The 16,455-nt window shown below is 39.1% G+C and carries 13 protein-coding genes; 9 read left to right on the top strand and 4 right to left on the bottom strand.

What is annotated here, in order from left to right:
- Positions 1–184 precede the first annotated feature (184 nt).
- Both ACT53H_RS00165 and ACT53H_RS00160 read left to right on the top strand, forming a co-directional pair.
- Complete coding sequence (locus tag ACT53H_RS00165) at positions 185–3,124, top strand: insulinase family protein (RefSeq protein WP_224970806.1); 2,940 nt, start codon at positions 185–187, stop codon at positions 3,122–3,124.
- 20 nt (positions 3,125–3,144) lie between these two features.
- On the top strand, positions 3,145–4,296 hold the full coding sequence (locus ACT53H_RS00160) for a phospholipase A (RefSeq protein ID WP_476008330.1): 1,152 nt from the start codon (positions 3,145–3,147) through the stop codon (positions 4,294–4,296).
- A 38-nt stretch (positions 4,297–4,334) separates the two neighbouring features.
- On the opposite strand, the gene ACT53H_RS00155 is transcribed toward ACT53H_RS00160, so the two are convergent.
- From ACT53H_RS00155 to ilvA, 3 genes are all read right to left on the bottom strand, one after another.
- Positions 4,335–5,672: a TrkH family potassium uptake protein gene (locus ACT53H_RS00155; protein ID WP_004791970.1), complete on the bottom strand. Its 1,338-nt coding sequence runs from the start codon at positions 5,670–5,672 to the stop codon at positions 4,335–4,337.
- Between the two features lie 17 nt (positions 5,673–5,689).
- A complete protein-coding gene (locus tag ACT53H_RS00150; protein WP_476008329.1) occupies positions 5,690–6,340 on the bottom strand; it encodes a potassium channel family protein in 651 nt (216 codons plus the stop codon).
- Positions 6,341–6,485: 145 nt separating this feature from the next.
- Positions 6,486–8,033 carry a threonine ammonia-lyase, biosynthetic gene (ilvA, locus tag ACT53H_RS00145; RefSeq protein ID WP_171293568.1) on the bottom strand — a complete coding sequence of 516 codons (1,548 nt, stop codon included), beginning with the start codon at positions 8,031–8,033 and terminating at the stop codon, positions 6,486–6,488.
- Between the two features lie 101 nt (positions 8,034–8,134).
- Between ilvA and rpiA the strand changes: the two genes are divergently transcribed.
- Positions 8,135–8,806, top strand: coding sequence for a ribose-5-phosphate isomerase RpiA (gene rpiA, locus ACT53H_RS00140; RefSeq protein WP_476008328.1), 672 nt, complete (start codon positions 8,135–8,137; stop codon positions 8,804–8,806).
- Complete coding sequence (locus ACT53H_RS00135) at positions 8,806–9,486, top strand: SprT family zinc-dependent metalloprotease (protein WP_312823853.1); 681 nt, start codon at positions 8,806–8,808, stop codon at positions 9,484–9,486. Before rpiA ends, ACT53H_RS00135 begins: the two co-directional genes overlap by 1 nt.
- Here the strand turns inward: ACT53H_RS00135 and ACT53H_RS00130 are convergent.
- Positions 9,483–11,006 (bottom strand): hypothetical protein, encoded by a 1,524-nt coding sequence (locus ACT53H_RS00130; RefSeq protein WP_174739011.1) that lies wholly within the window; start codon positions 11,004–11,006, stop codon positions 9,483–9,485. The genes ACT53H_RS00135 and ACT53H_RS00130 overlap by 4 nt on opposite strands.
- A gap of 184 nt (positions 11,007–11,190) precedes the next feature.
- Here ACT53H_RS00130 and argC point away from each other — a divergent pair, with 184 nt between their 5' ends.
- The 5 genes from argC (at position 11,191) to ACT53H_RS00105 (ending at position 16,155) form a co-directional block, all read left to right on the top strand.
- Complete coding sequence (gene argC / locus ACT53H_RS00125; protein WP_081402179.1) at positions 11,191–12,246, top strand: N-acetyl-gamma-glutamyl-phosphate reductase; 1,056 nt, start codon at positions 11,191–11,193, stop codon at positions 12,244–12,246.
- A gap of 75 nt (positions 12,247–12,321) precedes the next feature.
- Positions 12,322–13,080, top strand: coding sequence for a DUF6776 family protein (locus tag ACT53H_RS00120; RefSeq protein ID WP_081399502.1), 759 nt, complete (start codon positions 12,322–12,324; stop codon positions 13,078–13,080).
- A gap of 9 nt (positions 13,081–13,089) precedes the next feature.
- Positions 13,090–13,503 carry an ATP-dependent Clp protease adapter ClpS gene (gene clpS, locus ACT53H_RS00115; RefSeq protein ID WP_002121129.1) on the top strand — a complete coding sequence of 138 codons (414 nt, stop codon included), beginning with the start codon at positions 13,090–13,092 and terminating at the stop codon, positions 13,501–13,503.
- A gap of 9 nt (positions 13,504–13,512) precedes the next feature.
- Positions 13,513–15,789, top strand: coding sequence for an ATP-dependent Clp protease ATP-binding subunit ClpA (clpA, locus tag ACT53H_RS00110; RefSeq protein ID WP_005306114.1), 2,277 nt, complete (start codon positions 13,513–13,515; stop codon positions 15,787–15,789).
- Positions 15,790–15,792: 3 nt separating this feature from the next.
- The gene (locus ACT53H_RS00105; protein WP_476008327.1) at positions 15,793–16,155 is read left to right on the top strand and encodes a YnfA family protein; all 363 of its coding nucleotides are present in this window, start codon (positions 15,793–15,795) and stop codon (positions 16,153–16,155) included.
- Positions 16,156–16,455: the final 300 nt, after the last annotated feature.

Raw genomic sequence — 16,455 nt, 5'->3', positions numbered from 1 at the left:
AATTAAAAGCTTTTGTTCTGGTAGGATAAAACGTTCATGGCTATGTGCTTGATATCAAAGCCGTGGCAATGAAAACTAATACTCAACAAAAACATAGTATTTTACTTGGCTTTTGTTCGCCAATCTCAAGCTGACTCAGGCTATAATGAGACTTATTCACTTATCCGATATGTTAGGAGATCACATGACTGTAGATGTCACTGAAACCATTTCTCAAACTGTTCACCCTGCGTTTCAGTTGCTACGTCAGCACCATGTAGAAGCACTAGATATTTTAGTGTCTGAATATAAGCATAAAGTCACAGGCGCGGTGCATTATCACTTGGCAACTGACTATGATGAAAATGTATTTCTTGTTGCTTTTAGAACACAGCCTATGGATTCTAAAGGCACGGCACATATTTTAGAACATACCGCTTTGTGTGGATCTGAAAAGTTTCCGGTACGTGATCCGTTCTTTTTGATGATTCGCCGTTCTTTAAATACGTTCATGAACGCTTTTACAGCAGCAGATTGGACTGCGTATCCATTTGCTACTCAAAACAAAAAAGATTTCCAAAACTTACTCTCTGTTTATCTTGATGCGGCATTTGCTGCTAATTTGAATCCGCTTGATTTTGCTCAAGAAGGTATTCGTATTGAACTAGAAAATGGACAACCTGTTTATAAAGGTGTGGTTTTTAATGAAATGAAAGGTGCGATGAGTGCACCGTCTGACCAACTTTATCATCAGTTGGCTCATCATTTATTTCCTGAAACGACCTATCATTACAACTCAGGCGGCGACCCGAAAGATATTCCTGATTTAACGTATGAGCAGTTAGTCGATTTTTATAAGGTACATTACCACCCAAGTAATGCTGTATTCATGACCTTTGGTAATCAAACAGCATATGAGCTACAAGAGCAATTTGAAAAACTAGCCCTACATAAGTTTTCTGCTGGAACAACTCTATATTCTAAGCCGGAAAAACGTTTAGCAGCACCAATTGAAGTAACAGAAAATTATGGTGTTGATAGTGATGATTTAAAAGATAAAACTTATCATGTTCTATCTTGGTTATTACCAGAAGCAAATGATGTGAAATTGCGTTTGGGAATGCGTTTGGTTGAAGGAATTTTGTTAGAAAATTCAGCTTCACCACTGCGTCATTACCTAGAAACTTGTGGTTATGCTCAATCAACAGGTCCATTAATGGGCGTAGACGACAGCAATTTTGAAATGACTTTCTACTGCGGTGTTCAAGGTTCCAATCCTGAACATGCACAAAGCTTTAGAGAGGGTGTTTTAAATATTCTGCGTGATGTTGCTGCAAAACCAATTGATAGTAATTTAGTCGATGCAATCTTGCATCAGATTGAGTTGCATCAGCGTGAAATTAATGGTGACGGTACACCTTATGGCTTAAGTTTAATTTTAAATGGCTTAAGTGGTGCGATTCACCACAACGACCCAATTCAAATTTGGGATGTTGATAGCGCAATTGCACAAGTTAAAGAAGAGTTGAAAGACCCAATGTGGTTATCAAATCTGATTCAAACACATTTGCTTGACAACCCACATCGTGTGCAAATGACTCTAGTTCCAGACCCAACTAAGTCTGTAAAAGAGCAAGAAGCAGAAAAAGCACGTTTAGCTGCTATTGGTGAAAAGTTAACAGATGCTGATAAGGCTGAAATTGTTGCTAATACCAAGGCGCTAGAGGAACGTCAGGATACTCCAGACAACCTTGAACTATTACCAAAAGTAGGTTTGGAAGATGTACCTGCTGACTTACATATTGTGCAGGGTCAGTTACGCGAAATTCTTTGTAATCGTATGGATACGCCGTTGAATTTGTACCATGCCGGTACGAACGGTATTTACTATCAACAAGTACTCATTCAGATTCCTGATGATATTGTGAAGTCACCTTATTTTAATTTGCTTTCTATCTTGATGGGCGAAGTGGGTGCAGGTGAGTATGACTATCTTGAACTACAAAACTTACAAACGGCGGTAAGTGGCGGTTTAGGAATGGGCGCTTCATTACGTAGTAAAGTTGACGACAAAGATAAAATTAGCGCTTGGTTAACGTTAACGACTAAATCGTTAACTCAGAAGTTTGATGCAATTCATTTATTAAAATTAGCATTTGAACAGCTTCGATTTGATGAGAAAGAGCGAATTATTGAGTTATTGCAACAACGTAAAACACGTTGGCAATCGCGCTTGTCTGGAGCGGGCCATAGTTACGCAATGCAAATCGCATCACGTAATATGAGTGCATTGGCTCAACGCGACTATCAAAACACTGGTTTAGGTGCATTAAACTGGTTAGGCGAGCTTGTTACTAAGATTACTCAAGACTCTGCTGCATATGATGATTTGATTGCAGAATTAAAGCGTATTCATCGTAAATTATTGCAAGCACCTAAACAGTTCTTGCTTGTATGTGAAGAACATCAGTCTGAACGTTTGGTTGAAGAAATCCAAAATGTTTGGGATAAACTAAACGTTGATGCAACCGCAACAGAGTTAACTCACGTAGAACAGGCAAATGATAATAATCATGAAGCATGGTTAATTCAGGCAAATGTTCAGTTCTGTGCTTCAGCCTATCAGGCGGTGGATGTGTCCCATCCAGATGCAGCTCCGTTAATGGTATTGGCAGCTTATTTACGTAATGGCTTTTTACACAGCGCCATTCGTGAGAAAGGCGGTGCGTACGGTGGTGGAGCAAGTTATGATGGGAATGCATGTTCATTCCGTTTCTATAGTTACCGTGACCCACGTTTAGCAGAAACTTTTAAAGACTTTGAAGCAAGTGTGCAATGGCTATTAAATACAGAACAACAGCCTCATCAGCTTGAAGAAGCGATTCTTGGACTCGTTGCAAGTATGGATAAGCCAGGTTCACCAGCGGGCGAGGCGATTACTGCGTGTTATGCCTTGTTGCATGCAAGAACACCAGCTTTCCGCCGTCTCTTGCGTGAGAGATTGTTGCATGTAACTTTAGATGATTTACAACGTGTTGCTCGTCAATATTTGGTTGAGCAAACTCCTGTAAAAGCTGTAGTTGCACCTTTTGCCAAACGTGATGAATTGCAGCAGTTAGGTTTTACCATTCAACAAGTTAATTAAAATAAAAATTGGAGATGAACATGGCGTTCAGACAATTTGAACGCACATCTTTACAGCTAAGCATGGGAATCGTGCTTAGCTGTTTGTGTGCGTCTGTGACATATGCTGACACCTTGGCACCTGTAACCCCCGCGACAGTAGATGCATGTGTTGCTCTTGCTTCGAATGCCGATCGTCTGGCTTGTTATGACTCTGTATTTAAACCGTCAGCTTTACCAGTTATTCAAGCTGCGGCTGTAACTGAGCCTGCTAAAAAAATTGATATACCTGCTGTTCCACCTGAAACCTTTAAAGAAAAGGTGGTAGATACGGTGAGTAATATCAAAATCATTGGTAAAGCACCAAAAATTGAACCTACTACTTCTTTGTTAGATCAACGTTGGGAGTTGTCTGAAAAAAGTAAACTAGGTGTATGGAACATTCGTGCTTATCAGCCAGTCTATTTGCTCCCTGTATTCTGGACCAGTGACAAAAATGAATTTCCACATAGTCCTAACCCAAATAATACGGTGACAGAAGATCAAAATCTGAAATCAACAGAAAGTAAATTTCAGATTTCTTTGAAAACCAAAGCTTGGGAAAATATTTTTGGCAATAATGGCGATTTGTGGCTAGGGTATACACAATCTTCACGTTGGCAAACATTCAATGCAGAAGAGTCTCGTCCTTTCCGTGAAACAAACTATGAACCAGAAGCAAGTTTAATGTTTAGAACAAACTATGAGTTGCTTGGTTTAGATGGGCGTTTGCTGGGGGTTACCTTAAACCATCAGTCAAATGGTCGCTCAGACCCATTATCTCGTAGCTGGAACCGTGTAATCTTTAACGTTGGATTAGAGCGCGGTAACTTTGCTTTAATGTTACGTCCATGGATTCGTCTCGAAGAAGACAGCAAAGATGATAATAATCCAGATATGGAAAATTACATCGGACGTGGTGATTTAACAGCATTTTATAAGTGGAAGGAAAATGACTTCTCTTTAATGCTGCGTCATTCTTTGAAAGGTGGTGATGACTCTCATGGTGCTGTTCAATTTGATTGGGCTTTTCCAATCAGTGGCAAACTACGTGGACACTTCCAATTGTTTAATGGTTATGGGGAAAGCTTAATTGATTATAACCATCGAGCAACTTATGTTGGTTTGGGTGTATCACTATTGAATTGGTACTAAACAGCTATAAAAAAGCCGCTTTTGAAGCGGCTTTTTTATTATCCAATTTGTATGTTGGCTTGAGGGTGTTTGAGTCGACTTTTTTTAGGAGTAGCGATTAAATAAGCCAGTGTTAAAGGACCAAGCCGTCCAGCAAACATGAGTAGGCTTAAAATAAATAAACTACCATTATGTAAATCTGGTGTTATTCCGCGCGAGAGACCCACGGTACATGCTGCTGAAACAACTTCAAAAAGCAAATTCATAAAATCTGCTTTAGGCTCTAAAAGTAAAAGAATAAAGAAGCCCATGAAGATGAGTATGCTCGTAATAGCAGTCACTGCTAATGCTTTGTAAGTCGTTTCGTGTGCGACTGAATAATTAAATATTCTAATTTCATCTGTACGGCGTAAAAATGAAATTACACTCAGCACTAAAATGACAAAGGTTCCAACTTTGATTCCACCTGCTGTACTGAGCGAACCACCACCAATAAACATCAGTAACATCATGAGTAAAGAACTGCTATTGGTCATTGCACCTGTATCAATAGTATTAAACCCTGATGAGCGCGGAACTGTGGCTTGAAACCAAGCATTTAATGCTTGATCACCTACACTGAGCATTCCTAGTGTATGAGGATTTTGAGCCTCTAAAGCCCATATTAAAATAAAGGCAACTAGATTAATCACTGTAATGGTTGTAAGAATCAGCTTGCTATTCGGGGTGAGTTTTTTCCATTTTTTATTTTGCTTAATGTCCATGAGAACTAAAAAGCCAAGACCACCCAAAGTGTAAAGTACGCTAACAGTTATACAAATCATATAATTGCTTTGGAAACTTATTAAACTATTGGAAAATAGTGAAAAACCAGCATTATTGAACGAGGATATACTATAGAAAACTGCATAGTAAAGACCACGTGCAAAACCATATGTTGGTGTAAAAGCAGTAGTGAGAATAATTGCACCAATAAGCTCAAAAATAAGGGTGTAAGTGACAACTCCTTTAGCAACAAAAGTAACTTTTGATAGGCTCGTTTGACCTAGACTATCTTGAGCCATCATTTGTTGTTTAAGACCAACTTTGGGTGACAAACTTAATGCAGCTAAGATGGCAAAGGTCATAAAACCCAAACCGCCAGACTGGATCAACAATAAAATAATGGTTTGCCCAAAGAGGGTAAAAGACTCATGAATATTTAAAACAGATAGGCCAGTAATTGTAACTGCTGAGGTGGCTGTAAAAAGTGCATCCATCCAGCTGACATTGCCTGTATTCGCAAATGGCAATTTAAGCAGTAAAGTACCAAAAATAATAAAGCCTAGAAACCCCAGGGCCAAGAGTGAAGGAGGGCTTAAATTTAATGTTTTATGGGGCTTGGGATATATAGACATATTCTAGATTTCGCCTCTTATATGAAGCAATTAGAAAGTTTCTTTAACTGCGGTAAATGACCTTCTAAAATAAGAATATCATTCGTTTGCAAGGTGAAATTTTCTTCGGTCTCAAACAAAATTTGCTGCTGTCTTTTTACGAGCAATGTTTTAACTTGTGATGCTTGCTGCATAATGCCATATAAGTTAATGCCATTAAGTTTCTCAGGTATTTCAATTTTTATAATGTAGTGATCATCTTCTAAAGACATATAGCGACTAACCATTGGATAGTTCAGTGCTTGAGCAACTCGTACACCCATATCTTCTTCAGGGTGAATAATTTTATTGATATTGAGGTGAGACAAAATGGTGTGATGTGCTTTGGTTTTTGCCTTTACCCAAATCTTATCCATACCTAAATTTTTTAAATTCAGTACACACAAAATACTTGCTTCAATATCTTCACCAATTGCGACCACAACTGCATCACAATTTTGAATGTTAAGTTCGTCAAGCACGTGTTCGTCAGTCGCATCGGCAATGACGGCATGAGTTAAAATGTCGGCAAGATTTTCAATATTCTTTTTTACCGTATCAATGCCAATAACATCATGATTTAATTTTGTGAGCTCTTGAGCAACAGTTGCTCCGAAACTTCCTAAGCCAATGACTGCAAACTGTGCCATATTGATCCTTGTTTCCTGATTAGACGTTTATTTTTAAGGAAATTTTCTTTGAGATAAAGAGAGGCAATGTAAATATGAGGGGAATATTAAAAGAATTATATGAATAAGCCGACAAATTTGTCGGCTTATTCATCAAAATTGAAAATTATTTCAAGAAACGTTTGTAGCCGACATTATTCGTAATTTCTGCATACGGATAACTAATCTGCTCAAGAGTTTCAATTAGACCATCAGGGTTCTGTTTCGCATCGGTTGCTTGTAAACCTACTAAAACACGTCCTTCTGCTGCGCCATGATTACGGTAGTGGAACAACGTAATATTATGGGTTGGGCCTAAACGAGTTAAGAAGGTTAAAAGGGCGCCTGGACGTTCTGGGAACTCAACACGGAACAATCTTTCATCATCTATATTTGCATGACCACCAATTAAATAACGAATATGTAGTTTGGCAACCTCATCATCAGAGAGGTCATCTACTACATAATTTTGTTGCTTTAATTGTTCTAAAATTTCATGACGCTCTGCATCACCACCTTTTAAGCTAATACCGACGAATACTTGCGCTTCATCTGTATTGTTTGCGCGGTAGTTAAACTCAGTAATGTTGCGTCCATGTAAAGCACGGCAGAAGCCTAAGAATGCACCTTTTTCTTCGGGTAGTGTCACTGCATAAATGGCTTCACGTTGTTCACCTAGCTCGGTACGCTCAGCAATATAACGTAGGCGGTCAAAATTCATATTGGCGCCGCATACAATCGATACAATATTTTTATTGCTGATTTTATGTTCGGTAATATATTTCTTGATCCCAGCAAGGGCCATTGCACCAGATGGCTCAACAATGCTGCGGTTTTCATCAAACGTATCTTTAATGGCAGCACAGATTTCATCTGTATTTACCGTCACAATATCTGGATCAACAATTGGGCCTGAGTTATCAGATTTGCGCAGACGAATAATGTCAAATGGTAAAGCACCAATTTGTGCAACAGCTGTACCATCTGCAAACAAGCCTACATGCGGCAAGATTACGCGCTCATTGGCTTCTAAAGCTGCTTTTAAACATGCAGACTCTTCATATTCAACGCCAATAATTTTCACATGGGGTGCTACTTCACCAAGGTAAGCGGCTACGCCTGAAATTAGGCCACCACCACCTACAGCAACAAACACATATTCTACATCACGCCATTGACGTAAGATTTCATTTGCAATTGTGCCTTGACCAGCAATAACAAGTTCATCGTCATAGGGTGGAATGAATACAAGGCCTTCAACTTCGGCACGTTGTTGTGCATATTTATTTGCTACATCAAAACTATCACCATGTAACACAACTTGTCCGCCCAAGCGTTTAACTGCTTGAACTTTAATGTCAGGAGTGGTACTTGGCATAACAATAATTGCTGGAATTCCTAAGCGTTGACCTGACAATGCTACACCTTGAGCGTGGTTACCAGCAGAGGCGCAAATTACCCCGCGTTCGAGTTGTTCTTTAGGTAACTGGCTAATACGGTTATAGGCACCACGTAATTTAAAAGAGAAAACAGGCTGTAAATCTTCGCGCTTAAAACGAATTGTATTATTTAATTTTTGACTAATTCGTGGAGCTGCTTCGAGAGGCGTTTCAATTGCAACATCATAAACCGTTGCTTGTAAAATTTGTCGTACCACACGAGACAGCATGTTCATCTTCCCTATAACAGTTTAAAATAGGAAATTATTGTAGCAAACCCTTGTGCATTTGCGCCGATTATTGGTGCATAAATGTCAAAAAATAGTTGAGTGATGTCATGAGTCTATATGCAACCCAAGATGAAAAGAAACAAGCAGCTGCGAAAGCTGCTTTAAAACACTTACCCAAAGGTGGCATTTTGGGGGTTGGGACTGGAAGTACAGTAAACTTTCTAATTGATTTATTACCTGAATTACAATTAGAAGCTGCTGTGGCAAGTTCTCAAGCAACTGCTGATCGCCTTAAAAAATTAGGCATCGAAGTTGTCGATATGAACCATGTGGGTAGTTTAGATGCCTATGTTGATGGTGCAGATGAAATTGATCGTCATATGCATATGATTAAAGGTGGCGGTGCTGCATTAACACGTGAAAAAATTGTAGCTTCAATTGCTAAGAAATTTGTTTGTATTGTTGACGATTCAAAATGGGTTGATCAACTCGGACGTGATTTTCCACTTCCAGTAGAAGTTATTCCAATGGCTCGTTCTGCTGTGGCTCGTAAGTTGGTGAGTTTGGGGGGTGACCCAGTTTATCGTGAAGGCGTAGTAACAGATAACGGTAATGTGATTTTAGATGTATTTAATCTTAATATTTTAAATGCAATTGATCTGGAAAAAAACATTAACAATATTCCGGGTGTTGTGACTAATGGTATTTTTGCTTTAAACCCAGCAACGATTGCAATTGTTGCAACAAATAATGGTATTGAAGAGCGTACTGCACAGTAATGCCTGTGGAAATGCCAGAAATTAAAATCGTTCGACACGTAAGAGCAAGAAAATTGCGCTTACGTGTTGAGCCTGCCTCAATCCGCCTCACAGTTCCTTTGTTTTGTAGTAAAAAACAAATTCAGCAATTTTTGGCTCAATCTGAACAATGGTTGACCGAGACGTGGAATAAGCAACAAAATGTTCAATCGGCATCGATTGATATTCCTTCCGAGATTTACTTCTTTAATAAAGAACATCCATTTCAGGTCATTGTTCAAAAGCAGCATCGAGTTTTTCAATTTGATTGGGAAAGTAGTTATTTATTTCTTAAGGACACACAGCCATATTTGGCATTACAAAGTGCAGTGATTGCGTTTGCAAAACAAGAATTGCCAAAACTTTTAAACGAATTAAGTGAACACACTCATTTGGCTTATAGGGAATGTACAATTCGCCGTCCGAAAACACGGTGGGGAAGTTGTAGTAGTCAGCATAATATTATGCTACATGCAGGATTAGTGTTGATGCCACACGAGATTGCTCGTTATGTGGCTATTCATGAATTAGCTCATACTAAACATTTTGACCATAGCCCAGCTTTTTGGGCAGAAGTTGAAAAATACGATCCATATTTTCAAAAACACCGCAGACAACTTAAATCAAATCCGTTGCCTGCATGGTGGTATGTCTCAAATTAACTAAAACTACATTCTAGTTGTGGTGTTTGTAAGTTATCTGGTGCTTTTCGGCTGTCTAAACCTGCTTTAGCACTCACGATTTTATTTGCTTTAATCGATAATTGTATAAAGTTGTATTGCTGTGTTGAGTTATTGGGTTCGGCGGAACTTGAATTGAGTAAATAACTTGAGCTTGCAGCATCTGTTTGCAATAAATTATCTGTACTGTCCGCACTTAAAGCAGAGCGATAAGTCTGTGATCCTTTAATAAGTTCGATTTGACCATTCGCACGGAAATTAAGTTGACAACCTGTTGCGGTGTCTTCGTAGTGACCCACTAGATAGTCTGTAGCAGGTAGTTTAGGGTCGGAAAGATTAATACTGGTCAAACCTTGTTTGCAAGGATATGCAGAACCGTTGCAGGTGGCTGTAATGCCGCTAAAACCTACAGCACGACGATAATCACCAGCACCATCTATGCGGAAATAGTCAGTCGTATTTCCGACAGGTACGACCCCTGAATATAGTTTCTTTTGCAGGAGGTCATAACCTGTTTGATCTATAGTGGATTGGCTTTGAGCATCTGCTAATTTAAAAGTAGCTGCTTTTAAATTGGTTGCGAAATTATCGCGTGTAGCTTTTTGATTAGCTGCGATATCTAACAGTGTATTTTTGACTGGATCAATATTATCTGGAGCAGATGCGAAAATAGGGGTAAATGTTGTTTGATCACCTTGAAGTTTTTTTCCATCTAAAAAGCCATCTTTTAAATCGGTTGCCAAACTTTTAATGAGCTCTTGGTATGTGGTTGTTCCAGCGTGAAAAGTTGACCAATATTGTAAGTAGCCGAAACTAAGATAGCTATCCACATATGTACTAGGTTTTTTAGTTGAATACTGCAATAAATTTAAAACTGTAAGAGGGTTGGCTGGACTTAAACTTGGAATATCGGCATCTTTGAATGCATTAAGAAGAGATCTATAAACATCTTGAGAAGCTAAATCTACATGCAATTGCTCAATGCGGGTTGGGTCAATCGTTTCTTGAGGAAGTTGTCCTGAGCGTATCACAGCTCGTTGGTAAACCGCTTCACTGCTTGGGCTGATGAATAGGGTTCTACCACTTACACTGTTTGGTGTAATAAAAGCATGATAAACACCAGAGAAATTTTGGTATGTTGAAGTAATCGGATCAAATACTTGAGATGAATTTTGAGTCGTAATTTCTACACGATATAAACGACTTAACTTAGCAGTAGGAATTTTGACATTAAAACTGTTTAAACTCGCAATTGAAGTATCTACTAAAACAGAGTTGGTGGTGTTGTCATATACTTTGAATTGGATATTACGAATTTCTACAGGGGATTTAACAGTAACATCCGTTGTTGCCTCGGGAGTAGGATCAACAGGTGTTGGAGTGCTTGATGAACTACCACTACTACTGCCTCCACCTCCGCAACCTACAAGTGCAGCACTTAAAATTAATGTGCTTAAACCAAGGTAAGTGCGTAATTTTGTTTCTTTTGATTGATGAAGCATCCTAGCTCTCCAAAATTAAATCTGATATTTATTTGCTGATATTTGTTTAGTTCTGACAGTTGAATAAGTGCTATCTAATTGTTGCTAAAATTAAAAAAATTAAAATTACCAAGCATGAAATGGTTTTGTAAGTTTGGACATCCTGTCATACTACAGCACAAGTATAGATTCAAAAATTGAGGTAATGCACGTGATTTCTGTCGGAATTGTTGGTGGAACGGGTTATACAGGCGTTGAACTATTACGTATTTTATTACGACATCCTAAAGCGCAGGTTCGAGTTCTTACTTCACGTACAGAAGCGGGCAAACCAGTTGCAGATATGTTCCCTAATTTACGTGGACATACTGATCTTCAATTTTCTGATTTAAATATTGATGATTTAAAAAAATGTGATGTTGTATTTTTTGCTACACCGCATGGTGTTGCGATGCAACATGCAAAAGAATTGATTGCGGCTGGCACTAAAGTAATTGATTTGGCAGCTGATTTTCGTTTGCAAAATCTTGAGCAGTTTGAGAAATGGTATGGCATGGAGCATGCTTGCCCAGACGTTTTAGAAAACTCAGTATATGGTTTGGCTGAATTAAACCGCGAAAAAATTAAACAGGCGCAAGTTATTGGTAACCCTGGTTGTTACCCGACTACCGTTCAATTAGGTTTGGCGCCACTTTTGAAATCAGCGCAAGCATTGATTGAAACAAAAAATATTATTATTGATGCGAAGTCAGGTGTTTCAGGAGCTGGCCGTAAAGCAAGCTTAGGCATGATCTATAGTGAAAATGCTGATAACTTCAAGGCTTATGGTGTTGCGGGTCACCGTCACCATCCGGAAATTGTTGAAGCATTAGAAAATATTTCTGGACAAAAAGGTGGCTTCGAAGGGCTCTTATTTGTTCCTCATTTAGTTCCAATGATTCGCGGTATGCTCAGCACAATTTATGTCGATTTGACAGAAACTGGAAAACAAACTGATATTCAGGCATTGTATGAGCAATTTTACGCAAATGAAAAATTTGTTGATGTGATGCCTGCTAACAGTTCGCCTGAAACACGTAGTGTGCGCGGTGCGAATGAGCTTCGTATTGCTTTATATAAGCCGCAGCCGAATAAACTTATTATTCTTGCGGTACAAGATAACCTTGTGAAGGGTGCATCTGGTCAAGCTGTACAAAATATGAACCTTATGTTCGGCTTTGATGAAGATGAAGGCTTACAAGGGATTGGTTTATTACCATAAAAAACTCTTTTTTGCTTCACACACATTTAAATTTCGATTTAAATGTGTGTCTTGACTCTGATCTTAAACACTGAGATGACGATGCAAAACTCTGGACAGACGACTTCGGCAGAAAGTTCGTTGCAAAAGAAAAATTTTTTAAATACTAATAAACCTTTGTTTATTGGTGCGGCTATTTTAATGAGTGGTTGTCTTGCACTCGGCTATACAATTGGACACCGTCAAGGTTTAACTGTTGTAGGTTACGATGCAGATGCAGAGCAATTGGTTGAAGTGGTGCAAAAGCAGAAAACAGCTTTAGATGCGGTTAATAAAAGTCTGAACGCTGCGGTACAAGAGCGTGATGTTGCTGTAACAAATGCAAATGATCTGTTTGAAGCTCTTAATCAGGCCAATGCTGATAAAACGCAGCAAGAAGGTATGAGTAATATCTACCGTGAGATCTTGAGGCAGCGCGGTGGTTTAAGCTTGACCATTCAAAATTTGGCAATCAAACCTCTGCCTGAAAATGCTTATGAATATCAGTTGGATCTAGTACAGGTAAGCCCAAGTAAGCGCCGTGCTTCAGGATCAATTGAGATAAGACTCATTAAAGATACAGAAGTTTTAGTTGTACCACTTGAAGCTAAAAGCTTTAACTTTACTGACTTCGAGCGCTTAACAGGTCGTTGGACGATGCCTAAAGGTTTTACACCTCAATTTATTGAGGTACGTTTAACAGGCGGTTCTGATACACCAGTTATTAAACGTTTTAGTTGGCAGCGTGGTAAACCTGTCGAAACATCTTCTGCTTTCGTGGCAGAAATTCCTCAAGCTGAAGCAAATTCACAATAGTAACATCCTATGCGAACAAATAAGCGTCAAACAAACTTAAAAGATATTAAGGCTTCTTTTCAGCAGTCTGGTTATGTCGATTGGCACTTCCATCCACGCTTAAGTGATTCGCAAAACGAAGATCATGACGGAGAGGTTGTTGTACAAACAGCACCTCCTGAACTCAAGCGTCCGCCATTGTATGCAGTCGTATTAATGAATGACGATTACACGCCAATGGACTTTGTAATTGAAATTTTACAACAATACTTTGCAATGAATCTTGACCAAGCAACTCAAGTAATGCTAACAGTACACTATGAAGGTAAAGGTATTGCTGGGGTATATCCAAGAGACATCGCGGAGACCAAAGCAAACCTTGTTAATAATTACGCTCGATCGCAAGGTCATCCATTACTTTGCCAGATTGAGCCTAAAGCATAAGGGGGTTACATGCTCAGTCGTCAATTAGAAGTATCATTACGTTTGGCTGTTAGCATGGCTCGTCAAAAGAGACATGAGTTTCTTACAGTTGAACATTTATTATTAGCACTACTCGATAACGATTCGGCCGTGAATGCTTTAAAAGCATGTGGGGCTGATATCGTTTCTTTACGTAAAGAATTAGAAGAATATGTAGAACAACATACTCCTAAGCTTGGCGAAAATAGCGAGCAAGCGCCTCATCCAACAGAAAGTTTCGACCGCATTTTGCAACGTGCTATTTTCCACGTGCAATCAAGTGGCGGTGATCGTACTGTTGAAGGCGCTGATGTTTTGGTCGCAATGTATTCAGAGCGTGATTCTTTTGCTGTGTATTTGCTTAAACGTCATCAAATCAATCGATTAACATTGACTCAATACTTGTCTCATGGGACACGTAAAGATGAAGTGCAAGTTGAAGAAGAAGTTGAAGATATTGAGGGTGAAACTAGCGCGGGCAATGCAGGACCATTAGAGCTTTATACGCTGAACTTAAATGTTGAAGCCCAAAAAGGCAAAACTGATCCACTTATTGGCCGTGAAAAAGAAATTGAGCGTACAGCGCAAATTCTGTGCCGCCGTCGCAAAAATAATCCATTACTTGTCGGTGATCCGGGCGTTGGTAAAACCTCGATTGCTGAAGGTTTGGCATGGTTAATTGTGAATGGTAAGGCACCTAAACCTTTAAGTCAGGCTGAAGTCTATAGCTTAGATATTGGTGCATTAGTTGCTGGGACCAAATATCGCGGTGACTTTGAAAAACGTTTAAAACAATTGCTTAATGCTTTGAAGAAAAATCCAAATGCGATTTTATTCATTGATGAAATTCATATGATCATTGGCGCAGGCTCAAGTATGGGTAGCACAATGGATGCTTCGAATTTGATCAAACCGGCTTTGGCTAATGGTACTTTACGTTGTATCGGTTCAACGACGTTCCAAGAATATCGTCAGGTTTTTGAAAAAGACCATGCGTTATCACGTCGTTTCCAGAAAATTGATGTCAATGAGCCAAGTATTGCTGAAACAATTGATATTTTGCGTGGCTTGAAATCTAAATTTGAAGATTTCCACCACGTACAATATGACGATAAGGCATTGGTATCAGCGGTAGAGCTTTCTGCTAAATTCATTAATGATCGTTTCTTGCCAGATAAAGCAATTGATGTGATTGACGAAGCTGGTGCTCAGCGTCGTTTGAAAGCTGAAAGCGATGATAGTTTGATTACGGTAGAGAATATCGAAGATATCGTTTCTAAGATTGCTCGTATTCCGCCTAAAACTGTTTCTAAAGACGATAAGTCAGTGCTTGAAAATCTTGAGCGTGATTTAAAACGCGTTGTGTTTGGTCAAGACGAGGCGATTACCGCTTTAGGCTCAGCGATCAAGTTGTCTCGTGCTGGGTTGAAATCACCAGATAAGCCAGTAGGTAGTTTTGTTTTTGCTGGCCCAACAGGGGTTGGTAAAACTGAAGTGACTAAACAGCTAGCAAAATTGTTAGGTGTAGAGCTCGTTCGTTTCGATATGTCTGAATATATGGAGCGTCATGCAGTTTCACGTTTGATTGGTGCACCTCCGGGTTATGTGGGTTATGACCAAGGTGGGCTATTAACTGATGCGATTCATAAGAACCCACACTGTGTTTTATTGTTAGATGAAATTGAGAAAGCACATCCAGATGTGTTTAATCTGTTGCTACAAATCATGGATCATGGTGCTTTAACGGATAACAACGGACGTAAGTCAGACTTTAGAAACGTTATTATTGTCCTGACTACGAATATTGGAGCAGAAAGTATTTCTCGTGCGAGTATTGGTTTTACTGAACAAGATCATAGTTCTGATAACCAAGAAGCAATGAAACGTGCTTTCTCACCAGAGTTCCGTAACCGTCTAGATAGTGTTATCCAATTCAAGTCATTACCAACAACTGTGATTGAGTCTGTGGTTGATAAATTCTTAACAGAATTGCAAGCACAACTAGATGACAAACAAGTTGTACTTGATGTGGATCAAAGTGCTCGTGATTGGTTGGCAACAAATGGTTATGACCGCTTGATGGGCGCACGTCCAATGCAACGTCTCATTCAAGAACACTTGAAGAAACCACTAGCTGAAATGATTCTGTTTGGCGAACTTGCAGATCATGGTGGTAATGTGGCTGTATCAGTGAAAAATGAAGATGGCAAAGCTGTAGGCTTAAAACTTGAAGTTTTTGAAGATCATCATACGGCAGAACCAGCGTAACTTATGTTAATTGATAGTCTTGTGATAACCCGAATACTGAGTGTATTCGGGTTATTTATTATCACAGCAATTGCTGAAATTCTTGGTTGTTATTTCCCTTATCTGATTTTAAGAGAAGGCAAGTCTGCTTGGCTGTGGCTACCTACAGCTTTAAGCTTGGCTGTTTTTGTCTGGCTGCTGACTTTACATCCAGCGGCTTCCGGGCGCATTTATGCTGCATATGGCGGTATTTATATTTTTACTGCTCTCATGTGGTTGCGTTTTGTGGAGCAGGTTGGATTAACAAGATGGGATATATTGGGTGGTCTAATCGTGCTGTGTGGAGCTGGCTTAATTATTTTACAACCACAAGGGCTGATTCGTTAACACAATGAATGAATCAAATCTTAAGCGTAAAAATAAGAAGTTTTTTCTAAAAAAAGACTTGTCAAAGCTCTCAACAATGCGTATTTTAGATTTAAGGAACATTTTTTAATATTTGAGATAAAGATGTTAAATCTATCTGTGAACACTAACGCTTACTATTACTTTTGGCAATTTAGATAGTTGCCTGAGCGTATTCGGGCATGAGAAAGTTGCCCATCACAGTTAATACCTGATCGGCAACCCCGATCAGGTTTTTTTATGCTTTATCTTTTTTGAATCGAGGAACTTAAAATGAACAAC

This window comes from Acinetobacter sp. DMC2 (assembly GCF_056314305.1).
Note: the sequence above shows the minus strand (reverse complement) of the source record. Positions and strands in the feature narration are given on the sequence as shown.

Bases quoted from the DNA above. Each gene is read 5' to 3' on its own strand.
- ACT53H_RS00165 (WP_224970806.1), top strand. From the start codon at position 185: ATGACTGTAGATGTCACTGAAACCATTTCTCAAACTGTTCACCCTGCG.
- ACT53H_RS00160 (WP_476008330.1), top strand. From the start codon at position 3,145: ATGGCGTTCAGACAATTTGAACGCACATCTTTACAGCTAAGCATGGGA.
- ACT53H_RS00155 (WP_004791970.1), bottom strand. From the start codon at position 5,672: ATGTCTATATATCCCAAGCCCCATAAAACATTAAATTTAAGCCCTCCT.
- ACT53H_RS00150 (WP_476008329.1), bottom strand. From the start codon at position 6,340: ATGGCACAGTTTGCAGTCATTGGCTTAGGAAGTTTCGGAGCAACTGTT.
- ilvA (WP_171293568.1), bottom strand. From the start codon at position 8,033: ATGAACATGCTGTCTCGTGTGGTACGACAAATTTTACAAGCAACGGTT.
- rpiA (WP_476008328.1), top strand. From the start codon at position 8,135: ATGAGTCTATATGCAACCCAAGATGAAAAGAAACAAGCAGCTGCGAAA.
- ACT53H_RS00135 (WP_312823853.1), top strand. From the start codon at position 8,806: ATGCCTGTGGAAATGCCAGAAATTAAAATCGTTCGACACGTAAGAGCA.
- ACT53H_RS00130 (WP_174739011.1), bottom strand. From the start codon at position 11,006: ATGCTTCATCAATCAAAAGAAACAAAATTACGCACTTACCTTGGTTTA.
- argC (WP_081402179.1), top strand. From the start codon at position 11,191: ATGCACGTGATTTCTGTCGGAATTGTTGGTGGAACGGGTTATACAGGC.
- ACT53H_RS00120 (WP_081399502.1), top strand. From the start codon at position 12,322: ATGACGATGCAAAACTCTGGACAGACGACTTCGGCAGAAAGTTCGTTG.
- clpS (WP_002121129.1), top strand. From the start codon at position 13,090: ATGCGAACAAATAAGCGTCAAACAAACTTAAAAGATATTAAGGCTTCT.
- clpA (WP_005306114.1), top strand. From the start codon at position 13,513: ATGCTCAGTCGTCAATTAGAAGTATCATTACGTTTGGCTGTTAGCATG.
- ACT53H_RS00105 (WP_476008327.1), top strand. From the start codon at position 15,793: ATGTTAATTGATAGTCTTGTGATAACCCGAATACTGAGTGTATTCGGG.